The following is a 15,515-nucleotide window of genomic DNA, read 5'->3' as shown; positions in this document are numbered from 1 at the left end:
GCCGGTTTGTCGACCGCAAAATCGGACGACTTGGCGAAGGCGGGGGCAACGCAGCACAACGCGGCGCACCGAGAACAATCGGCGGCTAGTTCAATCATTCCTTGCACAATCCCTCGGTCGGAGCTGCCGATAACTTTACCGACACCCGGGCAAACAGCTTCTACCTGCAGCTTTGCGGGTAGGGTGCGCAGACGGGATGAACGATGACCACCTCGAATCGCTTTCGATAACCTCATCGTCCGGCCGCACAATGGAGGATTTTCAACACCATGTTCAGACGACCGAAAACAGTTTTCGGTACGGGTTCCGCGCTGGGCGTGCTCATCGCGGCTACCGGCGTATTCGGGACCACGCCCGCCTGGGCCGCAGCGCCGACGTTCGACACGCCACCGGCCCAGGTCGGCTTCGGCACGGTGACCCTGACCGGCACCGCCACCGCGAACGCCACCGTCACACTGCGTGAGGCCGCCTACAAGTGGGGCAAAGACGCCACTCAGGGTTCGGAGCTGTCACCGGCCACCCAGTTCGAGACCGACATGCCCACCACGGTCACCGCCGGCAGCAACGGCCGGTGGACCATCCGCCGGGTGATGGACTCCGGCTTCGTGTGGGCCGTCGAATCCGGCGGACAGTACTCGCGGATCGTGCAGGCCCCGCTCAAGGTCGGTGCCACGTTCACGGTCAGCTCGACCGGTTCCGGCAGCATCAGCTTCAACGTGCACACCAGTCCCGACCAGCCGTACTTCCCGGTCCGGGTGGAACGGCAGAGCGGCGGTAGCTGGGTCGCGGTCGCGTCGGGCGTCACCGACGGTCCGGCCGGTGAGGGCGGCGCCACACCGCCCAACGACGACGGCGACGACAACGCCGAATTCCAGGGCACCGCCACCGGGCAGCCGGGCGGGCAGCAGACCTACCGGGCGGTCATCGCCGAGACCGGGAACGCGGCGTACGCCTCCGCCGAGAACCTGATCACCAGCAACACGTACACCCGGACCGTGGACGTCGGCGGCTCCGGCGGCGGCACCACTCCGCCGACCACACCGACCAACCCGACCAACCCGCCCACCACCACACCCGCCGTCGGCTCGATCCAGTTCACCCGGATCCAGTACAACTCCCCCGGTGTGGACAGCCGCACCAACAAGAGCATCAACGGGGAGTACGCGCAGCTCACCAACAAGAGCAGCAAGGCGGTCAACCTCAAGGGGTGGACGGTCCGTGACGCCGCCGGCAACCTCTACCGGTTCACCAGCAGCTACACGCTGGCCGCCGGCAAGAGCGTGATCGTCCGTACCGGCAAGGGCACCAACACCACCGCCACCCGTTACTGGGGCAAGAGCTACCACGTGTGGAACAACGGCGGCGACACCGCGACCCTGCGGACCGACGCCGGCAAGACCATCGACAGCTGCCGGTGGACGACCGCAGGCAAGGGCTACACCACCTGCTGAAACGACCCGGCGGGGACACTCCTTTTCAGCCTCGACCCGTTCGGTCCGGCCTTTTCGGCCCTCGGCCCGCTCGATCCTGGCCCGTTCGGCTCTAGGACCGTTCGCTCCTAGAGCCGTTCGGTCCTAGAGCCCGGCGGTCCTAGAGCCCTGCGGCCCTAGAGCCGTTCAGTCCTAGAGCCGTTCGGTCCTAGAGCCGTTCGGTCCTAGTACGGCAGCCGCCGTTCGTGAGGTGACCTCGGATCCTGCGGGAACAAGGACGGCCACCGCATGATCGTCTGTGCGTTGTGGACACAACATCAGACCTTGCGGTGGCCGAGAGCCACAGCGTAGAGCCTGCTCGGTGGCGACGAACCATCGACCTGGTGATCGACTCGTTCGCGGGCCGGTTCTGCCGGGTTGAGCCCCGCCGGGCGGCGGCCGGGTTCGTCACCGGGCTGCTTGCCGACCTGGAGGTCAAGACGTGTTGGCAGGTGGCTGAGCAGGCCGGACATGCCCGACCGGATGCGATGCAACGGCTGCTCTACCGGGCCAAGTGGGACGCTGACGCGGTGCGTGACGACGTTCGCAAGGTCGTCGCTGACCGACTCGGTGACCCTGACGGTGTCCTCGTGGTCGACGAGACCGGCGATCTGAAGAAGGGCGTGCACTCGGTCGGTGTCCAGCGTCAATACACCGGAACCGCCGGGCGGATCGAGAACGCCCAGGTCGGAGTGTTCCTCGCCTATGCGAGCAGGCACGGTCACACTCTGATCGACCGCAGGGTTTACCTGCCGAAGTCCTGGACCGATGACCGTGACCGGTGCGAGCGGGCCGGCATTCCGCAGGACGTCACGTTCGCCACCCGCTCGGAGTTGGCCGACGACATGATCAACGCCGCGGTGAATGCCCTGGTCCCAGCCCGGTGGGTCGCCGCGGACGAGGCCTACGGCAATAACACCCGGCTCCGCAGTGAACTGCGCAAACTCCGCCTCGGCTACGTGCTGGCAGTCTCCTGCGATCACCTCGTGCCGATCGACGCAGGCAAGACCCGCTGCCGCGTCGACCGCCTCGCCGAGAACCTGCCCGCCACCGCCTGGACCCGGCGCAGCGCTGGTGACGGCTCGAAAGGACCACGGTTCTACGACTGGGCCTGGCTGGCCGACGTCGGCGCCGACGGTGACCCCGACGACGATGGCCGGCACAGCCTGCTCATCCGACGTAACACCACGACCGGTGAGCTGGCTTTCTACCGCTGCTGGGCACCGGGGCCGGCCACCCTCGCCCAGTTCGTGCGGGTCGCGGGAGTTCGCTGGATCGTGGAGGAAAGCTTTCAGGCCGGAAAAGGCCAAGTCGGCCTTGACCAGCACCAAGTCCGCCGGTGGACGTCCTGGCACCGGTTCACCACCCTGGCCCTGGCCGCCCTCGCCGTCCTCGCGATCTGCGCCGCCGACGCCCGCACCGCAGATCGTCGCGGTCAGCCCGACATGATCGACCTGACCGTCAACGAAATCCGCCGTCTGATCAACGTCCTGCTGATCCGGCCAACCCGCAGCATCGCCTACCGTCTGCGCTGGTCAAACTGGCGACGCCGCCACCAGGCACGAGCCAGACGAGCCCACTACGCCCGCCGCCTCACCCTCGAACTCCAACCATGATCACGAATGGCGGCTGCCGTACTAGGACCGTTCGGTCATCGGCCAGGAGCGTCCCCAATGGCGTCGAATACTCGGGGCCGGTTCGGCATCGTTCCGTTCTCGTCATCGGCTTGGTGGCTCTGCTCGGCGAACGGCTACCCGATACGGTCGAGGTCACCTGTGTCGCACCGGCCGGCCACCACGGCCACCGCCTCCGAAATCCGCACCGTCTGGCGGGCCCCGCGGCGGCACCCAGACCGGTCGAGGCCATCGCCGCACTCCAGCAGGCCGATACCTCCGGCGTCGATCACCGGTTCCACCTTCCGGGCCGGTGCCCTCCCAGGTCGATGTCGAAACGGCCGACATCTCCACCGGTGACCATCGCCACCTGGGCATCCGGTGCCTCACCGACCACAATCCGCCCGCCTGCGGCCCGCTGCCCACCGTCCTCGGCAACCCCACCCCGATCCGCCAGGTCCACGACAACCTCACCGGCAACGCCATCGAATACACCCCCGCCGGCCGCGTCGCCGAGATCACCATCCGCGCCACCGCACCAGACCCCGCCACCTGCCGCATCGAGATGGCCAGCCGCGGAATCGGCATCCCGAAAACCAGCGAGCCGAAGTATTCAACCCCTCCACCCGAGCCGACGGCAGCGAACACCACGCCGGAACCGGCCTGGCCATCGGCCAGCGAACGCCACAACGGCACAGTCCGCGTCGATGCCGACCCCGGCGGGAGACAGCCGCATTTCTGGCCCACCCTCGCGACACCGGCCGTCCAGTCCACCTTCACGGGGGGCCGTTTTGCAGCCCTCGAACCCAGTGCGCTAGGGTTTAGCTACCGACGCGGGGTGGAGCAGCTCGGTAGCTCGCTGGGCTCATAACCCAGAGGTCGCAGGTTCAAATCCTGTCCCCGCTACGAGTGCAGGGGGTCTCTGTCCGCGGAATGCGCGGACCGGGGCCCTCTTCGCGTTTCATCAGGGGGCCGAGCCCCCCGAACCCCCGCGTTACGGCTGGTTCGGCGTCTGTGCCCACTCATCGTTACCCCGGCCGTGCGGCCTGGCGGCCGTGCGGCCTGGCGGCCTCGGACCCGGCGTTCGGTGCGGCACCCCTGCGACGATCACTTGCGGGCCGTCCCGGAGTACTCGGACTGCCGCATCCACCGGGCTCCGCGTGCCACGCACCTCGTACCGCTGGCCGTGTGGCTGGCGGCCTTGGCCCTGGCGTCTGGTGCGGCATCTGTCATGCATCGCTATCGCTGAGTTTGCGGCCTGTCTCGGCTTTGGGTGCGGCACTCACGCCGCTCACCGTTGCCGCCGGACGTGTGGCCTTGCGTCCTTGGCCCTGGCGTTCGGTGTGGCATCGCTGCTGCTCGCCGCTACCTTCGCCGTTGGTCTTGTGGCCTGGCGGTCTCGGCTCTGGTGTCTGGGCCGGTGACGGTGTCTCTCATGCGCACCCGGCCGTGCGGCGCGGCTTCGGGGGTGACGCCTGGTGCGGTGAGCTGCCACGCACGAATAACCCGGCCCGCGTGACCTGGCGGCTGGGGGCTCTGGGGGCGCGAAAGGCCCTTGTCGCGTCTTCGCCGACAAGGGCCTTCGGGTGTCACCGAGTTCGGGTTACGAGCTCGGTGACGGACTCACGCACTTGGATGCGGAACTGTTGGGTGTCGGCGAGGTCACAGGCAGGCTGGCAGATGGAGTCGGACCGCTCGGCGCCGGTTCTGGGTCTGACGCTGAAGTCGACGGTTCGACGGGAGGTTCCGCGGGTGGTGAGGTCGACGGCTTGTTGGAGGACGGAACCTGCGGCTCGGTAGGCGGCGGGGTGAACGGTGAGGTGGGTGGAAGTGTGGCCGGCGGGGTCGGCGGTGAGGTGGGAGGAACTGTCACCGACGGAGTCGGCGGTGAGGTGGGTGGTGAAGTTGCCGGCGGCGTCGGTGTGAGGGTGGCTGGTGAGGTTGGTGGAGTGGTGGGTCGTGGGGTGATCGTGGGTGTGGTCGGCGGCCTTCTGCGGCTGAGTGTCTCGATGCCGGGCGTAGCCGTCCACTCCGGCCAGACGCTGGGGTCGTGGTCGCAGCCCGATGCCGGCTTCGGGCTCACCGGACCGGCGGAGGTCGGCCCCGGGCTCATCGGCGTGGATGGCCGCGGTGACGTCGGACTCGGAATCGCCGACGGACGCACCTGACCCGGCGGCGGCCCCTGGGTTCCGGCAAGCACGGGTACGGCACCAGCCGTGCCCCCGAGTAGGAGGCTGCCGCCCAGAAGAACGATGTAAGCGTTGCGACGCAACAGGGTGATCTCCTTGTGTGGTCGCCATGAGGCGAGATCGGCGTGGCGCCCACCGGATCGGAAGTCCACCGCACAGGGGCGCCACTGAAATGATGGCGATCAACCTTTGGGTGCCCTGTCGGTCCGTGTCCCCCGGCACCCGACCAGCTCAGATTCCGGTACCGCCGGTCATCCCACTGCCAGGCGGAGTACCGGTCCCGCCGCCGGTGCCCCCGGCGATCAGCACCGCGATCTCTTCGCCGGTACCGCTGGCGACCAGCGTGCCGGTCTCCCCGCCACCACTACTCGTAACCAGCGTGCCGGTCTCTCCACCGCGCTGAGGGGTCGCCCGCACGAGGCTCCGCGCAGACCCACCCGGAACGAACACCGTGTTCGACCCACTGGCCAGGCCGACTACATCCGAGTCCGGCTCCAGAACGATTCCGCCGCCGCCGCCGACCCCACCGCCTGCGACGAACACGGTGTTCGACCCACTGGCCGCAGCCACCCCACCCGATCCGGAAACGACAAGGCCACCCACGGCCCCGGCCACAAGAAGCCCAGCCACAAAACCCCAACGAACCCGCACAGTCGCCTCCCGGCCCAGCACTCCAACAAAGCCCGAAGAAGATCGCACAGACCGCTTTAGGTGATCTTTGGGTAACCCCGCCGGCCCATCGCGTCAGGCGGCAACAAACACTCTTCGACCTGCCAGAACACCCAGCCGAACAACCCCGACAGGAACAAGAGATCAACCACCGCAGATCCGGTGATCCCCATGGAGGCCCTGGTCCCGAGCCAGGCTCAACCCGAACATCCGTACGCGTTCACTCTGCGCAGACTTTCAAAGACGCCAGAAAGTCGGCCAGCGCACACATAGGAATCCCGGTGCGCGGCCGGCCGTGATGACAGTGACGAGGCCTCCTCGACCGCGGTAGCGGCGAGCAGCAACGATGCCACACCGAACGCCAGGGCCAAGGCCGCAAGGCCACACGTCCAGCGGCAACGGCAAGCGGCGTGAGCGCCGCACCGAACGTCAAAGCCGAGACAGGCCGCAAACTCAGCGATAGCGATGCATGACAGAGATGCCGCACCAGACGCCAGGGCCGAGGCCGCCAGGCCGCACGGCCGACGGTACGAGGTGCGTGGCACGCGGAGCCCGGTGGAGGCGGCAGTGCGAGTACGCCGGGACGGCCCGCACGGATCGTGGCAGGAATAACCGCACCGAACGTCAGGGTCGAGGCCGCCAGGCCGCACGGCCGGGGTAACGATGAGTGGGCAGAGACGCCGAACCAGCCGTAACGCGGGGGTTCGGGGGGCTCGGCCCCCTGATGAAACGCGAAGAGGGCCCCGGTCCGCGCATTCCGCGGACAGAGACCCCCTGCACTCGTAGCGGGGACAGGATTTGAACCTGCGACCTCTGGGTTATGAGCCCAGCGAGCTACCGAGCTGCTCCACCCCGCGTCGGTAGCTAAACCTTAGCGCACGTGCTCCGGGGGCCGCAAAACGGCCCCCGGAGACGATGCTCACCCGCTCGGTGTGGGTGTGGGACTTGTGGTGGTGCCGGCCGGCGTCGCCTTCTGCAGGTTCTGGAACTGCTTGATCGCGTTGTCCAGGTCGATCAGCGCCTGGCCCTCCTTGGCGAGGTCGCCGGAGCGCTTAGCGGCCTTCAGGTCTTCGATGGCCTTGTCGACTGCGGCGGCGGCCGCCGCCATGTCCGCCGGCACCGCGGTGGGCGGCGGGGTGGACGGGGAGACGCTGGTGCTGGGTGATGGTGAGGCGCCCGGGGTGGTGGGCGTGGTCGGCGTGGTCGGGGTGGTGGTGGGTGGTGCGCCGGACTTGCCCAGGGCGGCCAGGGCTTCGAGGCCCTTGGTGAGGTTGTCTTCGAGGACGACGTACGAACCGCCGTCACCGTAGGACATCAGCACCTTCTGCAGCAGCGGCGCCGCGTTGGCCTGGCTGCTCTTCACGTAGACGGGCTCGACGTACAGGATGTCGTTGCCCAGTGGGAGCGAGATCAGGTTGCCGTAGAGGACCGACGCCTGGCCGCCACGGTTGAGCAGTGTCAGCTGGTTGGCGATGTTCTCCTTGTTGACCATCAGCTGATGCACCTGGACCGGGCCGGGCGCGATCGTGTTGTCACGTAGCTGCAGTATCTCCAGCCTCGGTTCGCCGTTGACGTACGAGCCGGAGACCAGGGCCGCCATGTTCTCCCGTTTGAGCGGGGTGACACCGGCGGTCAACTGGAACCGGCTCTCAGTCTGCTCGGGGAGCTTGACGTTGAGGTAGAACGGCGGCTGGAACCCGCTCTGCGGTGCGTCGGGTGCGTTCGGCACCTGCCAGAAGTCCTCGCCGGAGAAGAACGTCCGCGAGTCCTCGACGTGGAACTTGGTGAGCAGGTTGCGCTGCACCTTGAACAGGTCGGCCGGGTAGCGGAAGTGGTCGGCGAGTGCCTGCGGGATCTGGGCTTTCGGCACGATCAGGTCACCGCCGAAGGCCTTGTTCCACGCCTTGAGGATCGGGTCCTTGTCGTCGAACTCGTACAGGGTGACGGTGCCGTCGTACGCGTCGACGGTCGCCTTGACCGAGTTGCGCATGTAGTTGACGTCGTCACGGGCGAGCGCGAACGACCCGGTGCCGGTGAGCCGGTCCTCGGTCTCGGTGGCCAGGTTGATCTTCTGGGCGTACGGGTACGTCTTCGCGGTCGTGTAACCGTCGAGGATCCACACGATGCGCCCGTCGACGACGGCCGGGTACGGGTCGCCGTCGATGGTGAGGAACGGGGCCACCTTCTCGACGCGCTCCCGGGGCTGACGGATGTACATCAGCTTGGAGTTGTCGTTTACCGCGCCGGAAAGCACGAAGTTGCTCTCGGTGTTCTTGATCGCGAAGATCATCCGCCGGAAGAACGAGCCGATCTCGACGCCGCCCTTGCCCGAGTAGGTGTAGTACTCCTCGCCGGAGGTGGTGCTCTGCCCCCGCGGACGGTCGAACTCCACGTTGTTGCCGCCGTCAGCCTGGCCGACGATCGCGTACTCGGTGGATTTCTCGCCGTAGTAGATCCGCGGCTGCTTGGCTTCCAGCTCCTGGGTCGGCGTGATGCACTTGTTGACGTTCTCCTCGCCGCCCTCGCTGCCGAGCAGGCCGGAGGCGAACAGTGGCAGGCCGGTGTCGCACTTCTGGTTGGCCGGCGCCGCCACCAGGCCGTAGCCGTGGGTGTAGACGGTGTGCCGGTTGAGCCAGTTGCTCTGCTGCGCGGTCAGCTTCTCGTCGTCGATCTCGCGGGCGCCGACCACGTAGTCCTGGGTCTTGCCGCCGATCGTGTAACGGTCCACGTCGAGTTTCTCGCCGAAGTCGTAGAAGCCGCGGGACTGCTGCGACACGGTGAACGCCTGCGAGACGAGCTGCGGGTCGATCACCCGGACGTTCTGCGCGCTGGTGTCGTCGGCGAGTTCCGCCGGCGGCCGGCCGTCGCCCGTGGGGTATTCCGAGACCGCGGTGTTCTCCAGCCCGAACGCCGTCCGGGTGGCCTGGATGGACCGCGTTATGTACTCCGCCTCCTTGTCGTAGAGGCTCGGCTTGACCTGGAAGTTCTGCACGGCCAGCGGGTAGATGCCGCCGATCGCGACGGCCGAGATCGCCAACAGTGCCAGCGAGACACCGGGCCACACCAGGTTCCGCATCACGGCGTTGGAGAAGACGATGATCGCGATCGCCACCACCACGGAGATGTAGGCGAGGATCTCCTTGGCCGGCAGCAGCGCGTTCACGTCGGTGTAGCCCGCGCCGTACAGCCCGGGCGACACGTGCTGCTCGAGCAGGAGCGCCCGCCTGTCGAGCACATACGCCACCGCCTTGAGCAGCACGAACACCGCGACCAGCGAGGTCAGATGCGCGCGGGCGGCGGTGGTCATCCGGTCGCCGACACCCTGCAGACGCACGCCGCCGAAGATGTAGTGCACGGCCAGCGAGCCGATCACCGACAGCACCACGGCGGTGAAGCCGAGACCGAGCACGTAACGCCACAGCGGGTACTCGAAGATGTAGAAGGCGATGTCGACCCCGAACTGAGGGTCGGTCTCGCCGAAGGAACTGCCGTTCTGGAACAGCATCCAGTCACTCCACCGGCTCTGCGCGGAGAGCCCCGCGAAGAAGCCGATGACGATGCCGGTGACGGCGATCCAGGTGCCCAGGCGGGGCGCCAGGATCATGCGGTAGCGCTCCAGCGTGGCCTGTTCCGCTGAGTGTGGGCGCAGCAGCGGGCGCAGACGGTACGCCAGGTAGAGGTTGCCGGCGACGATCAGCGTCATCGCCGCGCCGACCACCAGGAAGAGGACGAGACGGGTGGTCAACACCCCGGAGAAGACCGTGGTCTTCTGCACCTCGTCGAACCACAGGTAGTCGGTGTACGCGTCGATACCCCAACCGAGCAGCGTGAAAAGAATGAAGACCCCGACCAGGACGCCGACGGTCACGCGACCGCGCCGGCTCATCCTCGGTAGAGGACTGTTACGCATGACCAACGTTGGCTCCACACTTCGTCTGGCCGGTGTTTCACCTTACGATGTCGCATCCAGCTTCTATACGCGGCAGAACTGTCCCGTCACTACCGGCGTGTGCGTTTCACGAAGCCGAGCACGGCTTCGGGTCGTTTCCGGCGGTGAACGTCTTGAGCGCGGTGAGCGCGTCGTCCACCGTGGCCACCTCGGCCATGGTGAGCCCGGGTCGGGCGTTGCGCAGCGCCTCCGCACAGTTGTCCTTGGGGACCAGGAAGAGCACGGCCCCGGCTTTCTCGGCGCCGACCAGCTTCTGCGGGATGCCGCCGATCGGGCCCACATTGCCGTCGTCGTCGATGGTGCCCGTACCAGCGATGATCTTGCCGCCGGTGAGGTCCTCGGGCTTCATCTTGTCGATGATGCCCAGGGTGAACATCAGGCCCGCACTCGGGCCGCCGATCTTGTCGAGATCGATCTTGATCCCGAGTGGGTCGGACTGCTTGGTGGCGATCTCGATGCCGATCCGCGGTTTGCCGTCGGACGCGTCGGCCTTGGAGGTGATCTGCGCGGTCGCCGCCTTGCCGTCGCGCTCGTAGGCGACGGTGAGCGTGGTGCCGGCCGGCTTGGCCCGGACCAGCTCGGCGACCTGGTCGTCCCGGGTGATCTCGGTGCCGTCGATCGACTTGAGGACGTCCTCGGCCTTCAGCACGCCGTCGGCCGCTCCGCCGGTGGTGACCTTGCCCACGTAGACCTGCATCGGGTAGCCCAGCTCGCGGAGTGCGACCTTCTCGGCGCTGCTCTGCGAGTCCTTCCACTCCTGGGCGTTCTGCTCCTGGACCTGCTGCTCACTCCGGTCCGGCGGGTAGATCAGCTCACGGGGCACCACCGCGTCCGAGTCGCTCAGCCAGCCCCGGATCGCCCACACCAGCTCCACCTGCGACTGCACGTTGACCGTGGTGAGGCGCAGCTGGCCGGCGGACTTGGAGGTCTCGCCCTTGGCGACCTGGATGACCTCGACCCCGTTCTGCACACCGAGGGTGTCGACGGTGGGGCCGGGCTTGAGCACCACGTAGGGCATCGGTGCGACCATGACACCGGCAGCCAGCAGAGCGGTGATCAGGGCGCCGAGGATGACGGTGACACCGCGACGTCTCATGCGCGTGAGCGTACCCACCCTGTCTGAGTTCTCTCTGAGCTGATACCTCCCTCAGTCCGCTACGGGCTTTTCGCGCGTACCGTTGGGGTCGTGCCTGATATCCCGTTCGGCTTCTCCCTGCCGGGCGCGCAGCCGCCCGACCCCTCCGACCCGCAGCAGATGCAGCAGTTCATGGCGCAGCTGCAGCAGATGTTCGCCGCGCCCGGCAGTGGCCCGGTCAACTGGGACCTGGCCCGTCAGGTCGCCGCCAGCCAGCTCTCGGCCGCCGGTGACCCCGCGGTGAACATGCTGGAGCGCCATCAGGTCGAGGAGGCTCTGCGCCTCGCCGACCTCTGGCTCGATCCGGTGTGCGCGCTCCCGACCGGCATCCACAAGTCCGTCGCGTGGAACCGTAATGAGTGGATCTACAACACCCTGGACGTCTGGAAGAAGCTGTGTGAGCCGATCGCCGGCCGCATGGTGGGCGCGATGGGCGACCTGGTCCCCGAGGAGGCCCGCCTCCAACTCGGCCCGATGCAGTCGATGGTCGCCACGCTCGGCGGCGCGCTCTTCGGCGGTCAACTCGGGCAGGCCTTCGGCCAGCTCGCGGCCGAGGTCCTCTCGGCCGGCGACATCGGGCTTCCGCTCGGCCCGGCCGGCACCGCGGCGCTGGTTCCCTCCAACATCAAGGTGTACGGATCAGGCCTCGAGCTTCCCGAGGACCAGGTCCGGCTGTACGTGGCGCTGCGCGAGGCGGCCCACCAGCGGCTCTTCGGGCATGTCCCGTGGCTGCGAGCGCACGTGCTGAGCGCCGTCGAGACCTACGCCAACGGCATCACGGTGAATCGGGAGGCGATCGAGGAGGCGATGAGCCGCGTCGACCCGACCGACCCGGAGTCGATGCAGGCGATGGCCCTCGAGGGCATCTTCACTCCCGAGGACACCCCGCAGCAGAAGGCCGGGCTGGCCCGGTTGGAGACCGCGCTCGCGCTGGTCGAGGGCTGGGTCGGTCAGGTGGTGGACGCCGCCGCCGGTGACCGGCTGCCGTCCGTGGTGCCGCTCGGCGAGGCGTTCCGCCGCCGTCGGGCCGCCGGCGGTCCGGCCGAGCAGACGTTCGCCGCCCTGGTCGGCCTGGAGCTGCGGCCACGGCGTCTGCGTGAGGCGGGCGCGCTGTGGACCGCGGTCACCGAGCACCGGGGCATCGCCGGGCGGGACGCGCTGTGGGACCACCCGGACCTACTGCCGACCGACGAGGATTTCGCCGACCCGGAGGCCTTCGCCCGGATCCGTTCGGACTGGGACATCAGCGAGCTGGACAACCTGGGCGAGGGCCCGAAAGAGGACTGACCAGCGCTTCAGCCGCCGAGGAGGGCCCGGGTGTTCTCCCAGCCCTCCAGGGCGGGCTCCAGGCCGGCCAGATCGGTCGGGCCGCGCAGCCGACGCCACGGCGGGGTCGAGGTGACCTCGCCGGGCGACGGTGCCGTCCTGCGCAGCAGTTGGGCGGAGGCGGTGTCGAGATCGTGATCGACCAGCCAGTCCGGCGCGGGCAGGCTCGTGGCGACGCCGAAGAGGCCCCCGCCGGGGCCGGCCGGAGCCACCGCCACGGACTTGGCGTCGAGGGGCCGTAGCAGCTTTCCCAGGGTCATTCCCGGTACGTCCGGAGCGTCTCCGGCGATCACGGCGGCCTGCTCGAAACCGTCCGCGGCGGCCGCGGCCAGCACCGGCAACACCGTCGGGGTGGCGATCTCGTAGATGCGCATGCCCGGCCAGGCGATCTCACCGGCCAGTGCCAGGTCGTCCCGGGTGGCGGCGATCGCGGCCTCGGCCTGGGCCAGCCGGGCCAGCAGGTCGACCACGTCCTCGGCCATGGCCGCACGCCAGGCCGCCAGGTCCACGCCGGGTGGGCTCCACGGCACCGGGACCAGCATCGTCACCACTACACGCCGCGTCACAGCGTCACCCTACTCAGAGTGCTCGCGAGATGGTGCTCACGGCGTACCCCCGCGATCGCCGGAGGCGCCGGATCATCGGTGAGCGAACCGCGGGCCGCCCGCCGCGGATGATCCTATTCGGCCATCACCAGGGTTCCGGCGGCCGAGACGCCCTCCAGATAGCCGCGGGCCCGCTCGGCCTTGGGGAAGCGGTTGACCAGGTCCCAGAAGCGGTTGTTGTGGCTCGGCACGACGAGATGGGCCAGCTCGTGCAGGAGCACGTAGTCGATGACCCAATCGGGCATCTCCTGGATGCGGTGTGAAATCCGGATCGTCGCGTCGTCGGGGGTGCAGGAGCCCCAGCGCCCGTTCTGGTTCGTCACCCAGCGCACACTCGCCGGGACCACCTCGTCGGCGTGATCGGCCAGGTAGCGGGTGATCAGACGGCGGGCGCGGGCCAGCAGCTCGGCGTCGGTGCACCGCAGCCGTTCCTCGCGAGCTTCCAGGCGGGCGAGCATGCGCTCGACCCACTCCGTCTCCTCCGCACGGGAGAAGCGGTCCGGGATGAGCACCACGACTCGCTCGCCGTCGCGATAGGCGGACACCGTCCGTCGCCGGCGCTGGCTGCGCCGCACTTCCACGACAGGCTTGCGCACGCGGGCCATTACCGGCTCGCGCGGCCCAGATTCGGGTTCACATTGAGACGCTAATCCGCCGCACCCCGGTTACCGCAAGAGTACGGACAATGACGGTCGCGGTATATGAGCACTTCGCCCGCATATACCCGAAAAAAATTTCCCCACCGGCAACATCGGTGACACCCGTCAACCTAGACCATCGTCGACTCAGGCGCCCAACCGACATTTCTGTCCGTTTTATGCCTTTACGATGGGAATCGTCGGCGTGTCCCGGCAAAACTGGCCAAAAAGGGTACGCAGGACCGGCACACTCACGTCGTCGGCGACTCCGCCGACGCTGCGCTGACATGGAACCGGCCTGACCTGGGTAAGTGACCGCCCCGGACGGGTGGCCACATCCGCGTGGCAGGTTCGCGCCCGCCGCCGCAACAGGGCACCGGGCCGGGCGGCCGACGAAAACTACGAGGAGGAAACGTGGCCGACAACACGTACAACGGCTACTGCGTCAAGTGCAAGGAGAAGCGCGACTTCCAGGGTGAGGTGGCGGTCTCCAAGACCGGCATGAACATGGCCAAGGGCAAGTGCCCGGTCTGCGGCACCACGATGAACCGCATCCTGGGCAAGGCCAAGGCGTGAACGAGATCCGGGGAGGACAGCCGGAGACGGCCGCCCTCCCCGGCACGTCCCACCCGTAACCGTGTTCACTCAGACACGTTGTGTCAAGTGAGCCACTAGAGCACCTGTGGATAACTTCCGTATAGCTGTGGACAACCCTCACCAGGGCCGTGAGGGCCTGTGGATAACATCATCGCTCCGCAGCTTCGCAGTGACACCCTGTCACTCATGACCCGGACACCCCTGCCCCGGCCGACCCTCATCCCCGGGCTCCCCCGCTTCTGGCGCGGGCCCGGCGAGTTCCAACTCGGCCTGGATCCCGCTCACGGCGTCGTCCTGCAACTGCCCGATCCACGTGCCGCCGGAGTGCTCGACCTGCTCGACGGGCGGCACTCCGAGCGACTCGTCGTGGCCCGGGCCGCCGAGCTGGGCGTGCCGGCCACCGAGACGCTCGCCCTGCTCGACATGCTCCACTCGGTCGGCCTGGTGCTGCCCTCGCCGACGCTGCTGCCACCGGCCCTGCCCGCGGTCACCCGACACCGGCTCACCTGTGAGGCCGCCGCGCTCGCGCTCGGCTCGGCGGGACCCCGGTTCCAGTCCGGCGACGGCCCCTCCCCGGCACGGGTGCTGCGGCGCCGGCGGTCGGCCCGGATCGTGGTCAGCGGGCGCGGGCGGCTCGGCGCCACCATCGCGGTCGCCCTGGCCGAAGCCGGGGTCGGGCACGTCCACCCGGACCTGTCCGGGGCCGTCGGAGCGGCCGAGATCACCGGCTCCCCACTGCGACCGGAAGACGTCGGCACCGCTAGGCGGGGCGCTGTCGAGGCGGCGATCCTGCGGACCGCGCAGGGCACCGGAGTGCATCCGGTACGCCGTACGCCCGCGTCTCTGGTCGTGCAACTCGCCCACGACGAGCCGCCCGCCCTCCTCGCCGCCGGATTCGCCGCGCGTCGACAGCCGCACCTGGCCGTCGCGATCCGCGACGGCGTGGCGGTGATCGGCCCTCTCGTGCCCGCCACCGGCGGACCCTGCCTGCACTGTGTCGACCTGCACCGCAGAGACCGGGACGGCGGCTGGACGGGCGCGCAGGCGGCCCCGCCGGGTGGCGCCGAGGCGTGCGCGGTGGCCACCCTGATGGCCGCCACCGCCTACGCGACAGGTGAGATCCTGACGTTCCTGGACGGCGGAGCTCCGGAGACGCTGAGCGCCGCCGTGGAGATCGCCGCACCCGGCCGGTTCCGCCGCCGAACCTGGACGGCACACCCCGCCTGCGTGTGCCAGCAGCGTCGGCGGAGGCCAACCTTCACCGGACCTTCACCACATAACCACCAAACCCCCTTGCGACGGGCCGGGTGAGGCGGACCCGTCGG

General features: G+C 68.5%; 12 protein-coding genes and 2 tRNA genes. 8 read left to right on the top strand and 6 right to left on the bottom strand.

The features are described 5' to 3' along the window. The first annotated feature begins 269 nt into the window (after positions 1-269). The 5 genes from Q0Z83_RS47985 (at position 270) to Q0Z83_RS47970 (ending at position 5,250) form a co-directional block, all read left to right on the top strand. Complete coding sequence (locus tag Q0Z83_RS47985) at positions 270-1,451, top strand: lamin tail domain-containing protein (protein ID WP_317790263.1); 1,182 nt, start codon at positions 270-272, stop codon at positions 1,449-1,451. A gap of 353 nt (positions 1,452-1,804) precedes the next feature. Next, a complete protein-coding gene (locus Q0Z83_RS47980) occupies positions 1,805-3,085 on the top strand; it encodes an IS701 family transposase (RefSeq protein ID WP_396349889.1) in 1,281 nt (426 codons plus the stop codon). 310 nt (positions 3,086-3,395) lie between these two features. Then, positions 3,396-3,953 (top strand): ATP-binding protein, encoded by a 558-nt coding sequence (locus Q0Z83_RS56000; protein ID WP_378079244.1) that lies wholly within the window; start codon positions 3,396-3,398, stop codon positions 3,951-3,953. Next, positions 3,915-3,988, top strand: a tRNA-Met gene (locus tag Q0Z83_RS47975). Before Q0Z83_RS56000 ends, Q0Z83_RS47975 begins: the two co-directional genes overlap by 39 nt. A 725-nt stretch (positions 3,989-4,713) precedes the next feature. Beyond that, the gene (locus tag Q0Z83_RS47970) at positions 4,714-5,250 is read left to right on the top strand and encodes a hypothetical protein (protein ID WP_317790262.1); all 537 of its coding nucleotides are present in this window, start codon (positions 4,714-4,716) and stop codon (positions 5,248-5,250) included. A gap of 252 nt (positions 5,251-5,502) precedes the next feature. On the opposite strand, the gene Q0Z83_RS47965 is transcribed toward Q0Z83_RS47970, so the two are convergent. From Q0Z83_RS47965 to Q0Z83_RS47950, 4 genes are all read right to left on the bottom strand, one after another. Beyond that, positions 5,503-5,688: a hypothetical protein gene (locus Q0Z83_RS47965; RefSeq protein WP_317790261.1), complete on the bottom strand. Its 186-nt coding sequence runs from the start codon at positions 5,686-5,688 to the stop codon at positions 5,503-5,505. A 1,035-nt stretch (positions 5,689-6,723) separates the two neighbouring features. After that, positions 6,724-6,797, bottom strand: a tRNA-Met gene (locus Q0Z83_RS47960). A 62-nt stretch (positions 6,798-6,859) separates the two neighbouring features. Next, on the bottom strand, positions 6,860-9,826 hold the full coding sequence (locus Q0Z83_RS47955; RefSeq protein WP_317790260.1) for a UPF0182 family membrane protein: 2,967 nt from the start codon (positions 9,824-9,826) through the stop codon (positions 6,860-6,862). A gap of 130 nt (positions 9,827-9,956) precedes the next feature. After that, on the bottom strand, positions 9,957-10,985 hold the full coding sequence (locus Q0Z83_RS47950; protein ID WP_317790259.1) for a YlbL family protein: 1,029 nt from the start codon (positions 10,983-10,985) through the stop codon (positions 9,957-9,959). A gap of 90 nt (positions 10,986-11,075) precedes the next feature. Here Q0Z83_RS47950 and Q0Z83_RS47945 point away from each other — a divergent pair, with 90 nt between their 5' ends. After that, the gene (locus Q0Z83_RS47945; protein ID WP_317790258.1) at positions 11,076-12,311 is read left to right on the top strand and encodes a zinc-dependent metalloprotease; all 1,236 of its coding nucleotides are present in this window, start codon (positions 11,076-11,078) and stop codon (positions 12,309-12,311) included. 8 nt (positions 12,312-12,319) lie between these two features. Here Q0Z83_RS47945 and Q0Z83_RS47940 read toward each other — a convergent pair whose 3' ends face one another. Together Q0Z83_RS47940 and Q0Z83_RS47935 are read right to left on the bottom strand one after the other, a co-directional pair. Then, positions 12,320-12,892: a hypothetical protein gene (locus Q0Z83_RS47940; RefSeq protein WP_449701871.1), complete on the bottom strand. Its 573-nt coding sequence runs from the start codon at positions 12,890-12,892 to the stop codon at positions 12,320-12,322. 137 nt (positions 12,893-13,029) lie between these two features. Next, positions 13,030-13,560 (bottom strand): M48 metallopeptidase family protein, encoded by a 531-nt coding sequence (locus Q0Z83_RS47935; RefSeq protein ID WP_317790256.1) that lies wholly within the window; start codon positions 13,558-13,560, stop codon positions 13,030-13,032. A 447-nt stretch (positions 13,561-14,007) separates the two neighbouring features. Between Q0Z83_RS47935 and Q0Z83_RS47930 the strand changes: the two genes are divergently transcribed. Beyond that, a complete protein-coding gene (locus tag Q0Z83_RS47930) occupies positions 14,008-14,169 on the top strand; it encodes a DUF5679 domain-containing protein (protein ID WP_170153756.1) in 162 nt (53 codons plus the stop codon). Positions 14,170-14,376: 207 nt separating this feature from the next. After that, positions 14,377-15,501, top strand: a complete 1,125-nt coding sequence (locus tag Q0Z83_RS47925; protein ID WP_317790255.1) for a hypothetical protein — start codon at positions 14,377-14,379, stop codon at positions 15,499-15,501. Positions 15,502-15,515 lie beyond the last annotated feature (14 nt).

Source organism: Actinoplanes sichuanensis (assembly GCF_033097365.1).
GTDB lineage: Bacteria > Actinomycetota > Actinomycetes > Mycobacteriales > Micromonosporaceae > Actinoplanes > Actinoplanes sichuanensis.
The sequence above is the reverse complement of the archived record's forward strand: the minus strand, read 5'-3'. Positions and strand labels throughout refer to the sequence as shown.